This window comes from Aureliella helgolandensis (genome assembly GCF_007752135.1).
Taxonomy (GTDB): Bacteria; Planctomycetota; Planctomycetia; order Pirellulales; family Pirellulaceae; genus Aureliella; species Aureliella helgolandensis.
Genome location: NZ_CP036298.1, coordinates 7,531,400 through 7,545,707, shown reverse-complemented (window position 1 = coordinate 7,545,707; position 14,308 = coordinate 7,531,400). Strand labels below are relative to the sequence as shown.

Below are 14,308 nucleotides of genomic sequence, written 5' to 3'. Positions count from 1 at the left end.
CGGCGGGTTACTATTTCAACAGCCCGGTAAGCAAGGATAGGTGGTTACCGCTACGGGATACTCCCTGCGCAGTAAAACTGAAAACGCTCCCAAATCAACATGTCGGTTGAGTAAGCTCGGATCGGATCGCACAACTCTGGGCTACCAGATCTCGGCTAAGAACCAGAGTGCTTCTTGTGCGGTGGCAATATCTTCTTGTTGGGCAAGCGTGGGGCGAGTGGCGGATACTTTGGAGACGCCCATGGGGGGCTGCATCCGAGGATTGGGGTCGTAGCTCCACACATAGGCCTTGTCGTCCGCAACTTCAAAACCGAAGGGCCCCTCGGTCAAGGTTGAGGTTTCTGTAGGAGAGAGCCCAACCGCTTCGAGTTCGCTTAGGTTTTCCGGCCATCGTTTTTCGGTCATTTGAAACTGTTTTATGCCCAGTGCGGTTAACGTCAGGCGACGCGTGTCTTCTTGCCGTTGGAAAGCGGTCGCAATTGAAGAGTAAGCGGGGCCCAGCAGGGCATAGATAGGATTGGAGAGAACGTCGGATCGAGCCTCGGCTGCAAAATCGTCTTCCATCTGATGGGAACGTTGGACTAATCCTGCCAAACCTTCGCTTCCAAGCGTGCTCCACCTCTCGGTCATCCTCCAGTATTCTTGCCTTATGCTGGGGATTTGAGAAAGCCAGGACATGCCTGCCCAACGCCCATTGGTCCGCTGCCTGTCGGCTAGATACTCTACCGACATCGCTCGTTCAGAATCAACCAACTGGGGCCAGATCTGCTGAATGTCCTCGGCGGGGGCAATCAGGCTGCGCAATTCAACCAGTTCTTCAAGGGACCAAATGTCTGCTTGCAGAGAGCGCCGGATCATCTGCTCCTGCATGCCATGCAAGGCAATGTTGATCAACTTGCCAACTAGAAAGTTATTCCAATCGTAGGCGTCCGCCGTCAATTTCATCAACCGCAAGCCACGCAGGGCTCGTTTGGTATCGGAAGTGTAGATCGCGTACTCGGTTTCCAAGGCTAGTAGCCGGGCGATTTGTCGGCTGTTCTGAAGCGGTTCCAGCAGGGTGCTGAAGCCGTCGAATAGGATCGGCTGCCAGACGGGGGTGGGATAGGAGGAGGCGGCGTCAATTTCGTCGATCAGAGGGGCCATCCAAGTGAGATATTCCCCGGCTTGACTGGCTTCATCCCAGTCCGACTCCGCATTGAGTGGGTATAGTTGTGGGGCGTTACCGAGGTGCGGCAAGCGATCGGTCAGGCTGCCGGTCCAGGAGTTGCTGCAGCGGTACGAGATTCGATTCCAGGCGGCTGTTCCCTCGGTATGAGTTCGTGCACGCAAGTCTGCTTCTGCCGAAGCATTATCGACCACACGGTGTTCGCTGCGAAGTTGCGCTAGCGCGCGGTCAAATTGCTGTGCCGCATTCCATTCACGCCATGCAAACCAGCAGGCGGCGACGAGGATCATGACGAGTGGAATTGCCAGCCAAAGTCGAATGTCTTGCAGACGCAATCGCATGGAACTCATGTTCAATTCCTTCAATGGTGATACGGTTGGGGAAGCTTTGTAGTGGGCGACCGCGCTCTCCCTTGGGAGAGTCGGGCTCTTCGGCCTGGAGATGGCATGTCTTTCCGAAAGCAGGAGCCTACTGAGACAACTCTGCGGCTTGACGCTCCCAGTTGGCATGCCACTGGCTTCCTGGTACGACTCGGTGTTCTTGCAGGTAAAACTCTAGACCATCTGCGCGGTGGTACTTGCCTTGCGGTCCCACGCCATAGATTTCGGGAGGGAATTGTTGGAGGTTCGCAAGTTGCTTGCGAAGCTCTTGCGTATTTCCAGTGGTGTTGCTTGCGTATTGCCACAGGACCGCGACCCAGCGCCCTGTATTGCGTCGATGCTTGGTTAAAGTGACGAAGTTCGAGGAAACGGGGTGGGAGATGGAGTGTCCGCCAATCTCGTTGCGGATTTGATTCTCCTCGAGCGGAGTCATAAACCGTTTCCAGCTGAGAGCGACGGCGCGCCGGCGGGCTGTATTGCGGGTTGCACCATCGGCCAGAAGGCGTACCGCGTCGTCGTAGACCGGGCTTCCGGCAATCCAGTCCAGGGATTGCGCACCGTTCAATTCGTCGAGCATGGCGATCTCAAGTTGGTCTGCCATGTCTTGCTCAAGGATGCGTGGGCTCACTCTCAATCGTCCCACAATCTGAACCGCCAAATCCAGGACCTGCAAATAATGAGCCTGTAGGTCTGCTTGAGAAGTGTTTGAGGAATCATCAGCTAGTCGAGCTCGAGTGAGCTGCCACTGGCTGCTGAGGAAGTCTTGAACACGGAAGGTAGAGCGTACGGGGCTGGTCGAACTGGATAACTGGTTCCGCAGGTCATTCGCGGTTCGCCGAGCCTGCTCGGCAAACGAGGCTGGAGGCGTGTTGTCCGCGTGATCCTCCGCGCCGAGTTCTCTTTCTCGCTTTTCTCCATCGGTGATCAGGACCAGTTCTTGGGTGGGTGCCGCCGTGCGAAAATTGGCCCACTCATTCGCGGCAGCATCGAGCTCCTGTTGAGCTTGGCTGCTCATGGTTGGGTAGGTCGCTAGTGTTACCAACAGAGGAATGGAGGGGAGCAGCAAGTAGGCGATCAAGGTCAGGGCATGACCACCCCAGTAGACTCGGTCGAACTGTCCGTCCATCCAGCGTTGCATAAGAAGCGCAGTTGCCAGTAGCGGAAATAGACTGCTGAGGAAAACCAGCCACAGAGGAGCACCCAAATTCCCGATAGCAAAACTTGCGTATGCGGCAGTTCCCACGCTGATTGCCGGGCCAGCAATTGCCGAAACAATAGGGCTCGAAAAGATCTGACCGACCCACTGGGAGGTAATGTAAACCAGTAGAGTGATCAGGAATAAGGCGCCAGTCGCCAGCCAGATCATGGAACTCTGTGACGCTGGCTGGAAGACTAGGCTGAACGCCAGTGCACCGACGATGCTGCAGGATAGGGCGACGGAGGCAGGGATCAACTGGCGACTAAGCCACGCAGCTGTGGGGGAAACGCCACGGTCCGCTAGAAAGCGAATGCGTTGATGGAGTCGGTCGCTTTGCAACGCCGAAACTCCTAGCCAACTGACTGCCAGGAATCCAAGCAGAACACCAAGAACAACCCAACCCGGCGACAGGACCTCGGTCGCCACCAGGCTGCCCAGCATGGCGGCCGCGAGGAGCATTCCCAGGCAACCTAGTAACACCGTCTTGTTTTGATGAAAGGCTTGCCACAGCAAGGCCGGAAATGGAGCTTGAGGGGTACCCAGGATTGCACTGCGAAGTGCACCCGTTTGACCGCGAACGGCACGCACCTTGGAAACTTGAGGTCCCAACGCACGCAGCGCGTTCTTGCGTCCCCACCACAGCAAGGCACCACAACCGACGATCTGGCTGATGGCAAGCAAGCGTGTCTGCAGCAGGTCATTCGATGGGGTGACGTCCTGAGTGAAGATCATGGTCAGTACGCGAGCAACGACCAACGGTAGGATCGCCATTGGAAGCAGGGCCAGCAGTGCGATGAAGGGAGACTGGAATCGCCAAGCCAATGCAACGCCCGCCAGTAGAAGGAACAGCGTGTGCAGTGGCCAGAAGATATACGGAGTGTCCAATGCGAGAGCGCCCGACACTGATTGTTGCAAGAGTCCTTGACGCAATCCATTTAAATCACCCGAGTTTACCAGCACATAGAGTAGGAAGCTGATGCACCACATGGCTGCGAGTGCAAGCAAGCTGACGCCAAGCTTGGTGCGGATGATATCGCGATGAGGAACCGGCAGCGAGGAGAGCCAATTGAGGGTGCGCAATTCCTTCTCTTGCCCGATCAACAGCGCCCCCGCGCCGACAGCGAACAAGCCCGGCAATCCCAGGAGAATTCCCAGCTGCCCACTTTGCTGCGCGTCATTGTGGGGTAGCAGAAAGATTCCGTGCAGGAAGAGCGCCACGCCGATCAGCATGGTGACGAGTGGTAAGAGTTGACGCAACTCTTTCCACCACAAACGACCGATAGCAATTCTGTGGTTCATGGTTTTATCCTGTGCGTTAGGCGACCTTGGTCTGTTCGGAGTGCGGATCGTCTGACGGGGCAGGCGTGCTTTCCCCGCGAATGCAAGCGACGAACAGTTCGTCCAACGTAGCATTGCGGACATGCACGCTGGTGACACCCGGACGCGCCTCGAACTGTTGCTGCATGGCGGGTTGGAAATTGCGAACGACCAATCTGCGCTGCCGCCCTTCGGATTGTTCTTGGAGCACTTCCGCAGGTGCTTCCAAACGCGGCAGGATGGTGAGTGGATCCTCCAGGCTGATGGTGACTTCGCTGACCGATTCACGCAGCTCGCTGAGGGAGTCGTTGATGCGGAATAGGCCTTGGTGCAGAATGGCAACCTCGTCTGCCACCCGTTCCACTTCGGAGATGTGGTGACTGGATAACAGTACAGTGCGTCCTGTAGCCACGCGATCCAGCATGCTTTCGAGGAACTCTCGACGGACGAGTGGGTCGAGTCCTGAGGTGGGTTCGTCCAGGATCAGAAGATCGGGGTTGTGGGCAATGGCTAGGCCCAACGCGACTTTGGCTCGCTGCCCCTTGCTTAGGTGTTTGATCTTGCGATCTTCGGGAAGTTCGAAACGGTCGATTGATTCTCGATAGCGTTCAAGGTAGTCGCCGGCATAGAACGATGCGGCAAACCAGCCGATTTCGCCGACCCGCATCCATTCGTAGAGCGCCGGTGCATCGGAGACATAGCCCACGCGGCGCCGAATCTCCAAGGAGTCGCGTTCCGGCGCCATGCCGAGGACGGAGCAACTGCCAGCTGTTGGCTTTTGGAAACCTGTCAGAACACGGATCAGGGTGGTTTTGCCAGCTCCATTTTCTCCGAGCAGTGCAAACACGGTACCGGCGGGGACGTCGAGGTCGATCCCCCGTAAGGCGTCGCAACCGGAGAATTTGACTTCCAGTCCTTTGGCCGAAATCACTGAAGACATGCTAGTGACCTTTGGATGAGTATTGGTAGTGAAGTGTAAGAGCGATGACTCTGGCTGGGCTACCGCGCCAGAGACGGATTGCAGTAGCTATGCGGACGGCGTCTGGGGAGTTTGAGCAGTCGACGCTACGGTGGAAGAAACGGTTTCAATCTGCCCCGACAGGCTATCGAGTTGCTGGGAAACAATTCCGCGGATGTCGTCCGCAGCCAGCCCCGCATGCAATGCCTCGGAAACAACCTCCTTAAATCGCTGGCTGACAAGAGTTCGTCGTGCCGCGACGCAATTGGCCGTTGCACCTTCGCACACGGCCAGCCCTCGACCACGCAGTGCTTCCAGAATGCCCTCGGTCTGCAATTGTTGAAGAGCACGGTTGATCGTGTTGGGGTTGATTGCCAGTTGCTGACTCAGCAGACGGACGCTGGGGAGTAATTGCCCAGGCCGGACGGTCTTGTCGGCAATCGCAAACTTCACTTGGCGGACAATCTGTTCGTAGATTGCTACGCCATTGTTGGGGTCGATCGAGAAAAACATAGTTCGCCCTCGAAATGGATCGAACGGGTTAGTGTGATAGGTAGATAGTACGCTGGTCGGCTAGTGAGGTCAAGTGTCGTGAATTGGTTTCTGGAATTCTTCTTTGGTCCGCCAGTCGCCTACCAGGAGGCACGCTCAGGCTGGGAGAGGCGATCTTGTCGTGACGGCACAATTCCATGTGGCAAAAACTAGAGAATCAGGGGGGACTCCTATCTCCTACTCCTACTCCTACTCCTACTCGTGCTCGTGCTCGTGCTCGTGCTCGTGCTCGGTACTTCTACTCGGTACTTCTACTCGGTACTTCTACTCGGTACTTCTACTCGGTACTTCTACTCGGGGGCGGCTGCGAGTTGCGGTTCATTGGGTACGGGGCGTGCGGGGAGTATTGAGGGCACGGCCCGGGGGGCCAGGCTACGGGAGGGGGCTGTGGGGATGAAACTCTGCGGAGAGTGCGGGTTGCGAGTTGCAGTTGCTGGGTAGTCGAGGCGTATTCTGCTGGTTTTTCTTGCTGCTCAGTGCTTTGTGGGGGATAATTGGTGGTCAATCACGCTATTTAGCCTTGCCAGGATTTCTGATATGGTCTCCTTCAAACCCGTTGCTCTCATCCTCGCTCTGACTGGGAGTATGCTGGCCGGTCATTCCGCATCCGCCGGTGATGGTTACCCGCCGTTCGGTGCCTGGGCCTATGGCTCAGGCAGCTCTCCCAGTTTCTATTCGACTGGCTATTCAGCCGCCTATCGTCCGGTACACCGTTTGTTGCACCACCATGCCTATGCTCGAGCTGGCTGCGCGACTCCCTATTTTCGAACTCCGGTCCGCAATCTGCTCGCGCATTGTGGCGCGCACTGTTGCACCTCGCGTTTTTCCTACTCCCGGGCCATGTATAGCCTGGGGCCATCCAGTTTGAGGCCGCTGTGCTGTCTCCCACGCGTTGAGTATTGTGGGCCGGTTTGTGTCGCACCGTGCTTCGGCAGCGCTCCCGCACCTTACGGGGTCGGGGGGACTTACGAATCGGACTGGGGATCTGGTTACGATGCCTATGCCCCGGAGTACGAAGAGAGTTGGGAATTGCCCCTCGGTAGCTTGAAGTCAGCGCCAGATTCAGTTGAAGACGACTCTCTGGTGAGCGAAGTTGTGTTAACTAGCGGTCGTCTGGCTGTGAACGACGGGAGGAGTGGTGCATCGAGCGCTCGCGTGAGAGCGGCCAGCTTGGCGGATTCGTCCGAGCTGAGTTACCGGTACGTGGCGGTCGAAAAGGATTCTCCAGTGCCCGCTGAAGTGCTGGCTGCTGCGGATGCAATCTTTCGGGCGGGTGGGTACCGGGAAGCAGCCCGAGCGTATGCCGAGATATCCGCCCGCTACGGAGCCGAGCCGGTCTTGTTTGGTCGGCGGTTTGTGGCACAAGTGGCCAGCGGTGATGCATTCCAAGCGGCGGTGGTCGCGGGTTCCGCTGCCCTCTCCGGTGTGGTGATCCGCCAAGAGGATTTGCCCGCGGATGGCTTACTCGGTCTCGGTCTTACTGACCAGCAAATTGAGAGCTGGACCGAATTGCTATCGTCCCGAGCTTTGGCAGACCCGGATGATGCATTGTCGATGGAAGCAGTGGGCCGCTGGTTGGACTTGGCTGGCGACAAGCCTCGTGCAGAGCTGTTTCTCGCTCGTGCCGCCCGACTGCGTGGGGACGAAGTGATCCCTAGTGAGAGTGGTGGAGTCTTGGAGCTCAGTGAAAGTGTTTCCAAGCCTGAACGCTCGACGACGAAAGCACTATAATTACGATTGGTGTCGATGGACACCCAACCCGCCCGATCGCCTTCCCTCGAACTACAGCACGCGTGCATGGCTATGTTTCTGCTGGCGCACTTTGTCGTGAGCGGAGCCTGCTAGCCACCCGCCCAGCCAATCCGACGCGTACCGCCAGACTGGCTCGGTCCGCGGTGGTGTTGGTTCGCGGTCCCACCCGGTGATCACCACTCAAAAAAATACACGTATAGGTAAGATAAGTATGTCTACGTATGGCCCCACTGGTCCCCGGTTCAAGTATCCCACTCCATCGCTGGCTTGGGTGTTAGCCTCCATGCTTCTCCTGCCACTTTCGGCGAATGCTCAGGAGGAGGAGTTGACGGTTGAAGGGGGACTGGTGGATTTCGTACGCGATGTGCGTCCAATTTTTGATGCGAAGTGTATTGTCTGCCATGGGCCGGAGGATGCGAAAAACGATTTTCGGATGGACGAATTGGATTCCGTGATGGGGTACGTGGAGCCAGGCGACTTGGAGAGTAGTTCGCTTTGGGCAGATTACCTGGTGACCGACGATCCCGATATGCGCATGCCTCCGCCAGGCAATGACCGGGTACACGATTTAACCGGGGCTGAGCTAGCCACTATTAAATTGTGGATCGAAGAGGGCGCGCTGTGGGTCGACGTCGCTCCCACGCCTAGGACTGAAGCGGAGGTGCAGGCCGAAACGATTCCCGCTTCCACGCTCGGCAAAGTGTGGAAATTCCAAGGTCTATTTCACCCAGCGAGCGTCCATTTTCCCATCGCATTGTTGATGGTTTCCACCCTGTTTGTTTTCCTGTCATTCTTCAGTCGAGCGTCCTGTGAACCGGTTGCGTTTCACTGCCTGTGGATCGGAGCGCTGGGGGCGGTCGGAGCTTGCGTCATGGGGTGGTCCTACGCCGAGCACGAAGGCTACGGTGCCGGATTTTCATTCGACCTGCAGAATAGTGCTATCGATCGCCACCGCTGGGCTGGGATTGCCATGGCTGTCTTGTCCCTAGCCCTGCTCCCCGTTGCAAGTACCGTGCGGCGCAAGGGGAGTTCAGGAATGCGTTTTACCTGGTTGGTGGGATCGGTATTGGCTGCGGGCCTCGTTAGCTTGACGGGCTACCAGGGTGGAGAGCTGATCTATGGTGAAGACCATTACGAGAAAGAGTTCACGCGACTCTTCGTGGACAGTTCGGTCGATGCGCATCCGGATGACGCTGGTGTGGGCGCTGTGGAGGCTGAGGTTGTTGAGGAAGTTATCGCGGAAGAAGAGGTTCTTGAGCAGGAAGCGGCCGAACCGGAAACGCCACCATTAGCGGAATCCGAGCCGGCGACTGAAACGCCGGTCGCTGAAGAGCCGCCAGCTGAAGAGCCCGTGACCGAAGAAGAACCCGTGACTGAAGAGCCCGTGACCGAAGAAGAACCCGTGACTGAAGAACCAGCGACTGAAGAACCCGCGACCAATGAGCCAGTATCTGAAGAGCCAGAGCCAGCATCGCCGGAGGAGCCGGTAGGTGATTCGACGCAGCCGGTTGCCGACGAGCCGCCGCCTGCTCCCGTGGACTAGGCCCAGTAGCATGGCCCCCCCCCGGGCCGTGAATCTCCCATTTCTGCATTGGGAAAAGCTACCCGATTGGAAAAGCCGTTCGACGCCAACCGTCGGAACCGTCCCTCGAGTGCTTCGCACTTTGGGGGCCGGACACCTTTTCCCGGGCGCTCCTTCAACCGCAGCGCCTAGCATCTGTAGGTGGTGCTTCGATGGTGGCAGACTGGGCAGCTCGCGTGAGTCTGCAAGCCGACGCCTGAAGTCTGTCGAAGAGCGAGCTACCGGTACTGTGTTAGGTACCACATTCTTTCATCGCGGTGCGGACCACGGGAAGTACCAGGGCCTGGACCTCTTCGAGCTTGCCTTCGATGAACGCTCCGGCCGCTGCTTTGTGACCACCGCCACCGAAGGAGCGAGCCAAAGCACTGCAGTCGACCCCACATCGACTGCGGAAGCTGAGCTTGAAGCCGCCAGTTGCCTGTTCCACGAAGATAACGGCAACGAGCGTGCCTGCGATTGCTAGAGTTAGATTGATGGCATCTTCGGTATCACTAGCAACAGCTCCCGTCTCGGTAAAATCTTCTTTGAGGACGTGCGTATAGACTAGCTTGCCGTCTCTCTCCGCGGCGGTGCGTGACAAGATTCTGCCTCGCAATCGGACTCGGCCTAAGGTGTCTCGCTCGTACAGCTCACCGTAAATCTCTGCGGGAACGGCTCCGCATTCCAATAGATCAGCGATCACGCGGTAGGTAGCGGGAGTCGTCGATCCGAAACGGAACCAGCCGGTGTCGGTCGCGATGGCGGCGTAGAGCGCCGTTGCCATCGGTTTGTTGATCGCAACATGCATATGTTTCGCCAGCTTGGCCACGAGATGTCCCGTCGCTTCGGCGGTTGTATTCTTGAAGAACTCGGTGCCCAGATCCTCTTCACCCACATGGTGGTCGATGCAGAGCTTCTGACCCTCAAACGACTTGAGGACGTCTCCCATGGGGCCCAACTGAGCCCAAGCACTGGTGTCGAGCACGATGAAGCAGTCTGCCTTAACATCTGCCGCTGTCGTCGTTTCGCCCAGCACTTCGATACGACGATTGGGGTCTAGAAAGTTCAGGTTGGGCGGAGTGGGGTGTCCATTGACGATACGGACCTGCTTGCCAAGCTGATCCAGAATACCAGCCATGCCGATTTCACTTCCCAACGCATCGCAATCGGGGCGGATGTGGCTGCACAGGATAAAGCTTTGGCACGATTGAATGCGTTGTGCGAGTTGATCCCAATTTACAGTCATGAACTGGCCAATTTGGTAGGGTGCTAGAGACGCGGCTGAGGAGTGCCATGCGAGCCTGCTATGTTGCTTCAAATCCTCGCGTTTCGCAACCATAGCAATTGCTCGCGTGCCCGAGTTTGCCGGAAAAGCTGCGGATAATGCCGAGCCTATTGGGACGTAGTCGAGTGCTCAAACGATTCGCAGCGGGTTACGTCGATGGCGATTTGTTGCTTTAACGCGTCGAACGAGTCGAATCGCTGCACGTCACGGACTTTGGTCAGCACTTGGCAGCGAAGCTCTTGGCCGTAGAGCTCGCCCGAGAAGCCAATGAGGTGGACTTCTACTTTGACCCGGTCCTCGGCAAAGGTGGGATTGGGGCCAATGTTGATAGCCGCTCGAAATTCCTTGGAATGCAATTGCACTCGACCCGCGTAAACACCATGCCCGGGCAAGAGTGATTTAATTTCAGCCAAGTTCGCAGTGGGAAAGCCTAGTTCTCGGCCACGTTGCGCTCCCGGTTGGACCACTCCTTGCAGCTGATACGGTTGAGTCAGCATTTGGTTGGCGGCGGAGAGTTCTCCTGCAGCGATCAATTCTCGAATTCGCGTGCTGGACACCATCCCTCCGGAATCGGAGGTCGCCGCGACGATACAGAGTTCGATTTGCGACGCTTGGCACAGCTCCTGCAGCAGGTTGGTGTCCCCTTTGCGGTTGTGCCCAAACCGAAAGTTCGGGCCCTCTGCCATGGCACTCGCCTTGAGCTTGCTCCGGATCGTTTGCTCGAAAAACTCTTCCGCCGACAGACTCAGCAATTGGGGAGTTGTTTTCAGTGGGACGACAGCCGCGACCCCTAGTTCCTGCAACAATTCCGCTCGTCGAGAAAGCGGGGTGAGCGGGGGAGATGCGGGACGATCCGGTAAGAGTATGGCGGAGGGTGGCGGGTCAAACGTAACCACGATCGCTGGCCCCGAATGCCGTCGGGCGAGCTCGATCAGCTGCCGGATCAATACGGTGTGTCCACGATGCACCCCGTCGAAGTTGCCAATAGCAACAGCGCAGCCCAGCAACTCTGGCGGAATTTCGTGGAGTTCGATGAGAGTGGGAGGCATAGGTAGGTCGGTTTGGCGTTGCAACGAGAATCGTTCAACTGTCGCCGATTTCGAGCAATTCGGCAAGGGTGGTGGGCTGTTTTGCCCTGCTGACGCGACTGCTTATCGGGCTGTTGATTTAATGGCAATTTGAGTTTTAATGCGGAGATGGCATGCCTAGTTGCCAGGTAGCGGAGATTGTCTTTCCTTGCTCGCCGGGCTGTTGATTTAATAGCGTCTTGAGTTTTAGCGTGAAGGTAGCGTCCCTAATCGCCCTGTAGTGGCGACCACCTGTCCTTGCTGACGCGGCGGGTTAATATTTCAACAGCCCGTCGCGCGGTGGGTTAATATTTCAACAACCCGCTATGCGTCGGGTAGACCGCTCGCGGCGTTCTCGGATACCGTTGGCTCGCGCCGTTCTAGCTCAGCTCGCTAGTGGCCTAAAATCCAATGCCTCGCGAGCTCCGCTGTTCGGCGTGGGCTCCCAAGGCTAGGGGGAGGTACTGGATTAATTCCGGTGGCAGTACCACGCGAGTGCTCAAGGCCCGTTCCGCCAGTTCGCCCGACAGCCCGTGCACGGTAACTCCCAAGTGAGCCGCCTCAAGGGGTGACAAGCCTTGGCAGATCAACGCCGTAATGATTCCGGTCAGCACATCACCACTCCCACCGGTTGCCATGGCGGGGGTTCCGGTCGAATTGAAGGCGGCTTCCACTCCGTCGGTGACTAGAGTGCGATATCCCTTGAGAACGATGGTTGCACCTGACTGTTTGGCATGTTCGATGGCAGCCGCGACTTGGGCCTCTCGATCAGAGGCAGCCATGCCGGAGAGTCGTGACCATTCGCCAGGGTGTGGAGTTAAAACAACCTTCTCGGAGAGCAGCTCGCGCCAATTCGATATCGCTCCCAAATTGTTAAGAGCGTCTGCATCGACCACCACCGGGCACTGTGCGGTTCTCAAAACGTCTTGCACGAGTTGCTGTAGCTCGGGCGACCCTCCCATGCCGGGGCCAATCCCAATGCAATTGGCCGCCTCAAGGTGCGCGGTGAGTTCCTCGATTGAGGCGGTGATCTGTCCGGCGGACGAATTGGTCAAGGGAATCGTCATAGTGCAGGGGGAGAAGCTGGCAACCGTTTCCAAGCAGCGGTCGGGGACTGCCAACCGTACCAAACCGGCTCCGGTCCGAGCTGCGGCTAGGCCGGAGAGGGCGATCGAGCCCGCCATGCCACGGCTGCCACCAATCAGCAGTGCGTTGCCGAAAGAGCCCTTGTGGCTGTCCTTAGCACGAGGTTTCAATCGAGGCAGAGTAGGGGAGGGGAGGTCATGGTCTGGCATGGGGCTATCCGAGAATTTCGCGTTTGCGGTCAATGTAATCCCAGACGACGAAGCGGTCGAGGTCGTTTCCCGCCGTAAAGAAGACCCGGCCACGCGTATTCTCAGCTAAGCGGTAGGCAAAGCGTATATCCTCTTCGGATTGCGACCAGCTTGGGACTAAAAACATGTTGATCACGATGCCATCGCGTTGGCAAAGCGTCCCCTCGCGAAGAGTCGCCTGCTCCGTCGAAATATCTGGTGGGTAGAGCATGTACAGCGTTGAATCTTCAAAGTGTGCCGTCGGCAGCCCATCGGTAATCAGAATGATCTGTTTATTGGGAGTGTCTACCGTAGCGAGATTCTGGCGCGCCAGCCGCAGGGCATGCTGAATGTTGGTAAAGTGCGGATGGATTTGCTGTTCGGAAATGTCATCTCGACTCATGTCGGCTCGCAGACGCACCCAGGGATCGTGAATCGTTACCGGCTTGGGCATCAATTCGACGATTTCACCTGCCGTTCGCATTTTGGCAAAGGTGTACATTTCAATGAATCTGAGGAAGTCCCCCGGGTACTCGCTCGATATCAAGCCTTGGAGGGCTAGAGCCATGCGTTTGACGTTCATGTACTGGCCATCGTGGCGCATCGAGCCACTCATGTCCATGATGACCACCGTGGCGCACTTGGGCGAATTGCGAGTGCGATGAACTTCGATGTCGTTGGTCTTGATCCGTACGGGAGAAGCCGTGGGATCACGCAGTAACGCATTGATGACCGTCTGAGTGGTGTCCATGTTGGCTAGGCTATCACCGAACTCGTACTGTTTGGTTTGCGGAAGTTCTACGCTTCCTTCGCCAACGATGCGTCCGGTATGACGCCCCGATCGGCCTGGTTGCAGACTGGAGAAAATCCGTTCCAGCAGCCGGCCCTGAAAAATCTTGTAAGCTTGAGGCGTTAGCCGAAAGGCGCCGCTGGCCGAGTCCCGGTCGAGCCCCTGGCGCTCGGCCAATTCACGAACCATGTTCTCAACTTGGTTTCGCAGTTCTTCGAGGGAGGACATGTCCTCGGTCGAGGCGAATTCGCTGAGTTGCTCCATGTCGATCACACCGATCTGAGCTGTCTTGGCTGCTTCGGCAAGCTGCTCCAGCAACTTGTCGATGGCCTCGAGCTCCTGTTTGATCTCCAGGGCGCGGGGAATGCTTAAACGTTCGGAGCCGATAAAGTCGTATTTCGAATCGAGTTCGTCAATCTGGTACTTGTCCCCCAGGCTTTCAATCGTCCGTACCAGCTCCCCTGCAAAGGGATCGGTGTCGTCGCCCAGTTGGTAGTAGACGCGCTCCAGGAGATAGATCTGCTCTTGCTGCACCGCTTGGAGGAACAGCTTTCGTAATTGCTTGGGGGGATTGGCGCTGCGGGCGGTCTTTTCAACCGCTTTGTGCGCCTTTTTGACCACCGTGTGCGTCTCGTATTTCTCCAGGATCTTTCGCTTGCGATCTTCCAAGAGAGCGGTAAGAAAGTCGATGCTAGGCCCCAGGCCAGAGATCTGGCTGGGATCGAGTTTGACCGCCCGCGCTAGTTCCTCTTCGGTCAATTGCCGATAGTTGCCATACATCAGCGCATGTTCAAAGGCGGGCGAGACCAAGTCTGGAGGGGGAGTCGACGGACTGGGAAACTGGACGGGATCATATTTTTGGTAGGTGTGAACGACACCTCCTAGAGCTGACTTGCGCGACATGCTATTTCCCGTTCGAATTCTCTAGCCGATAAGGCTGGTTAACGAATACCGATTCGTCGTGTCCTCT

Annotated in this window: 10 protein-coding genes; 2 read left to right on the top strand and 8 right to left on the bottom strand. The window is 57.1% G+C overall.

Features of this window, described 5'->3' with window-relative positions; genetic code table 11:
• Positions 1 to 141 precede the first annotated feature (141 nt).
• The 4 genes from Q31a_RS26685 to Q31a_RS26670 form a co-directional block, all read right to left on the bottom strand.
• Positions 142 to 1,515, bottom strand: a complete 1,374-nt coding sequence (locus Q31a_RS26685; RefSeq protein ID WP_145084957.1) for a hypothetical protein — start codon at positions 1,513 to 1,515, stop codon at positions 142 to 144.
• A gap of 118 nt (positions 1,516 to 1,633) precedes the next feature.
• Positions 1,634 to 4,042, bottom strand: a complete 2,409-nt coding sequence (locus tag Q31a_RS26680) for an ABC transporter permease (protein WP_145084954.1) — start codon at positions 4,040 to 4,042, stop codon at positions 1,634 to 1,636.
• A 16-nt stretch (positions 4,043 to 4,058) separates the two neighbouring features.
• Positions 4,059 to 5,000, bottom strand: coding sequence for an ABC transporter ATP-binding protein (locus Q31a_RS26675; protein ID WP_145084951.1), 942 nt, complete (start codon positions 4,998 to 5,000; stop codon positions 4,059 to 4,061).
• A gap of 87 nt (positions 5,001 to 5,087) precedes the next feature.
• Positions 5,088 to 5,531, bottom strand: coding sequence for a GntR family transcriptional regulator (locus tag Q31a_RS26670; protein ID WP_145084948.1), 444 nt, complete (start codon positions 5,529 to 5,531; stop codon positions 5,088 to 5,090).
• 576 nt (positions 5,532 to 6,107) lie between these two features.
• On the opposite strand from Q31a_RS26670, the gene Q31a_RS26665 reads away from it, so the two are divergent.
• Positions 6,108 to 7,301, top strand: a complete 1,194-nt coding sequence (locus Q31a_RS26665) for a tetratricopeptide repeat protein (protein ID WP_145084945.1) — start codon at positions 6,108 to 6,110, stop codon at positions 7,299 to 7,301.
• 232 nt (positions 7,302 to 7,533) lie between these two features.
• Positions 7,534 to 8,865 carry a c-type cytochrome domain-containing protein gene (locus Q31a_RS26660; protein WP_145084942.1) on the top strand — a complete coding sequence of 444 codons (1,332 nt, stop codon included), beginning with the start codon at positions 7,534 to 7,536 and terminating at the stop codon, positions 8,863 to 8,865.
• Between the two features lie 271 nt (positions 8,866 to 9,136).
• Here Q31a_RS26660 and Q31a_RS26655 read toward each other — a convergent pair whose 3' ends face one another.
• The 4 genes from Q31a_RS26655 to Q31a_RS26640 form a co-directional block, all read right to left on the bottom strand.
• On the bottom strand, positions 9,137 to 10,129 hold the full coding sequence (locus tag Q31a_RS26655) for a DHH family phosphoesterase (RefSeq protein WP_145084938.1): 993 nt from the start codon (positions 10,127 to 10,129) through the stop codon (positions 9,137 to 9,139).
• 146 nt (positions 10,130 to 10,275) lie between these two features.
• Positions 10,276 to 11,217, bottom strand: a complete 942-nt coding sequence (locus Q31a_RS26650; protein WP_145084935.1) for a bifunctional riboflavin kinase/FAD synthetase — start codon at positions 11,215 to 11,217, stop codon at positions 10,276 to 10,278.
• A 419-nt stretch (positions 11,218 to 11,636) separates the two neighbouring features.
• Positions 11,637 to 12,530 (bottom strand): NAD(P)H-hydrate dehydratase, encoded by an 894-nt coding sequence (locus Q31a_RS26645; RefSeq protein ID WP_145084932.1) that lies wholly within the window; start codon positions 12,528 to 12,530, stop codon positions 11,637 to 11,639.
• 4 nt (positions 12,531 to 12,534) lie between these two features.
• Positions 12,535 to 14,241, bottom strand: a complete 1,707-nt coding sequence (locus tag Q31a_RS26640; RefSeq protein ID WP_145084930.1) for a vWA domain-containing protein — start codon at positions 14,239 to 14,241, stop codon at positions 12,535 to 12,537.
• Positions 14,242 to 14,308 lie beyond the last annotated feature (67 nt).

What these genes read in the sequence shown, in the direction of transcription:
- Q31a_RS26680 (WP_145084954.1), bottom strand. Translation starts at nt 4,042, where the DNA reads ATGAACCACAGAATTGCTATCGGTCGTTTGTGGTGGAAAGAGTTGCGT.
- Q31a_RS26645 (WP_145084932.1), bottom strand. Translation starts at nt 12,530, where the DNA reads ATGCCAGACCATGACCTCCCCTCCCCTACTCTGCCTCGATTGAAACCT.
- Q31a_RS26650 (WP_145084935.1), bottom strand. Translation starts at nt 11,217, where the DNA reads ATGCCTCCCACTCTCATCGAACTCCACGAAATTCCGCCAGAGTTGCTG.
- Q31a_RS26675 (WP_145084951.1), bottom strand. Translation starts at nt 5,000, where the DNA reads ATGTCTTCAGTGATTTCGGCCAAAGGACTGGAAGTCAAATTCTCCGGT.
- Q31a_RS26685 (WP_145084957.1), bottom strand. Translation starts at nt 1,515, where the DNA reads ATGAGTTCCATGCGATTGCGTCTGCAAGACATTCGACTTTGGCTGGCA.
- Q31a_RS26640 (WP_145084930.1), bottom strand. Translation starts at nt 14,241, where the DNA reads ATGTCGCGCAAGTCAGCTCTAGGAGGTGTCGTTCACACCTACCAAAAA.
- Q31a_RS26660 (WP_145084942.1), top strand. Translation starts at nt 7,534, where the DNA reads ATGTCTACGTATGGCCCCACTGGTCCCCGGTTCAAGTATCCCACTCCA.
- Q31a_RS26670 (WP_145084948.1), bottom strand. Translation starts at nt 5,531, where the DNA reads ATGTTTTTCTCGATCGACCCCAACAATGGCGTAGCAATCTACGAACAG.
- Q31a_RS26665 (WP_145084945.1), top strand. Translation starts at nt 6,108, where the DNA reads ATGGTCTCCTTCAAACCCGTTGCTCTCATCCTCGCTCTGACTGGGAGT.
- Q31a_RS26655 (WP_145084938.1), bottom strand. Translation starts at nt 10,129, where the DNA reads ATGACTGTAAATTGGGATCAACTCGCACAACGCATTCAATCGTGCCAA.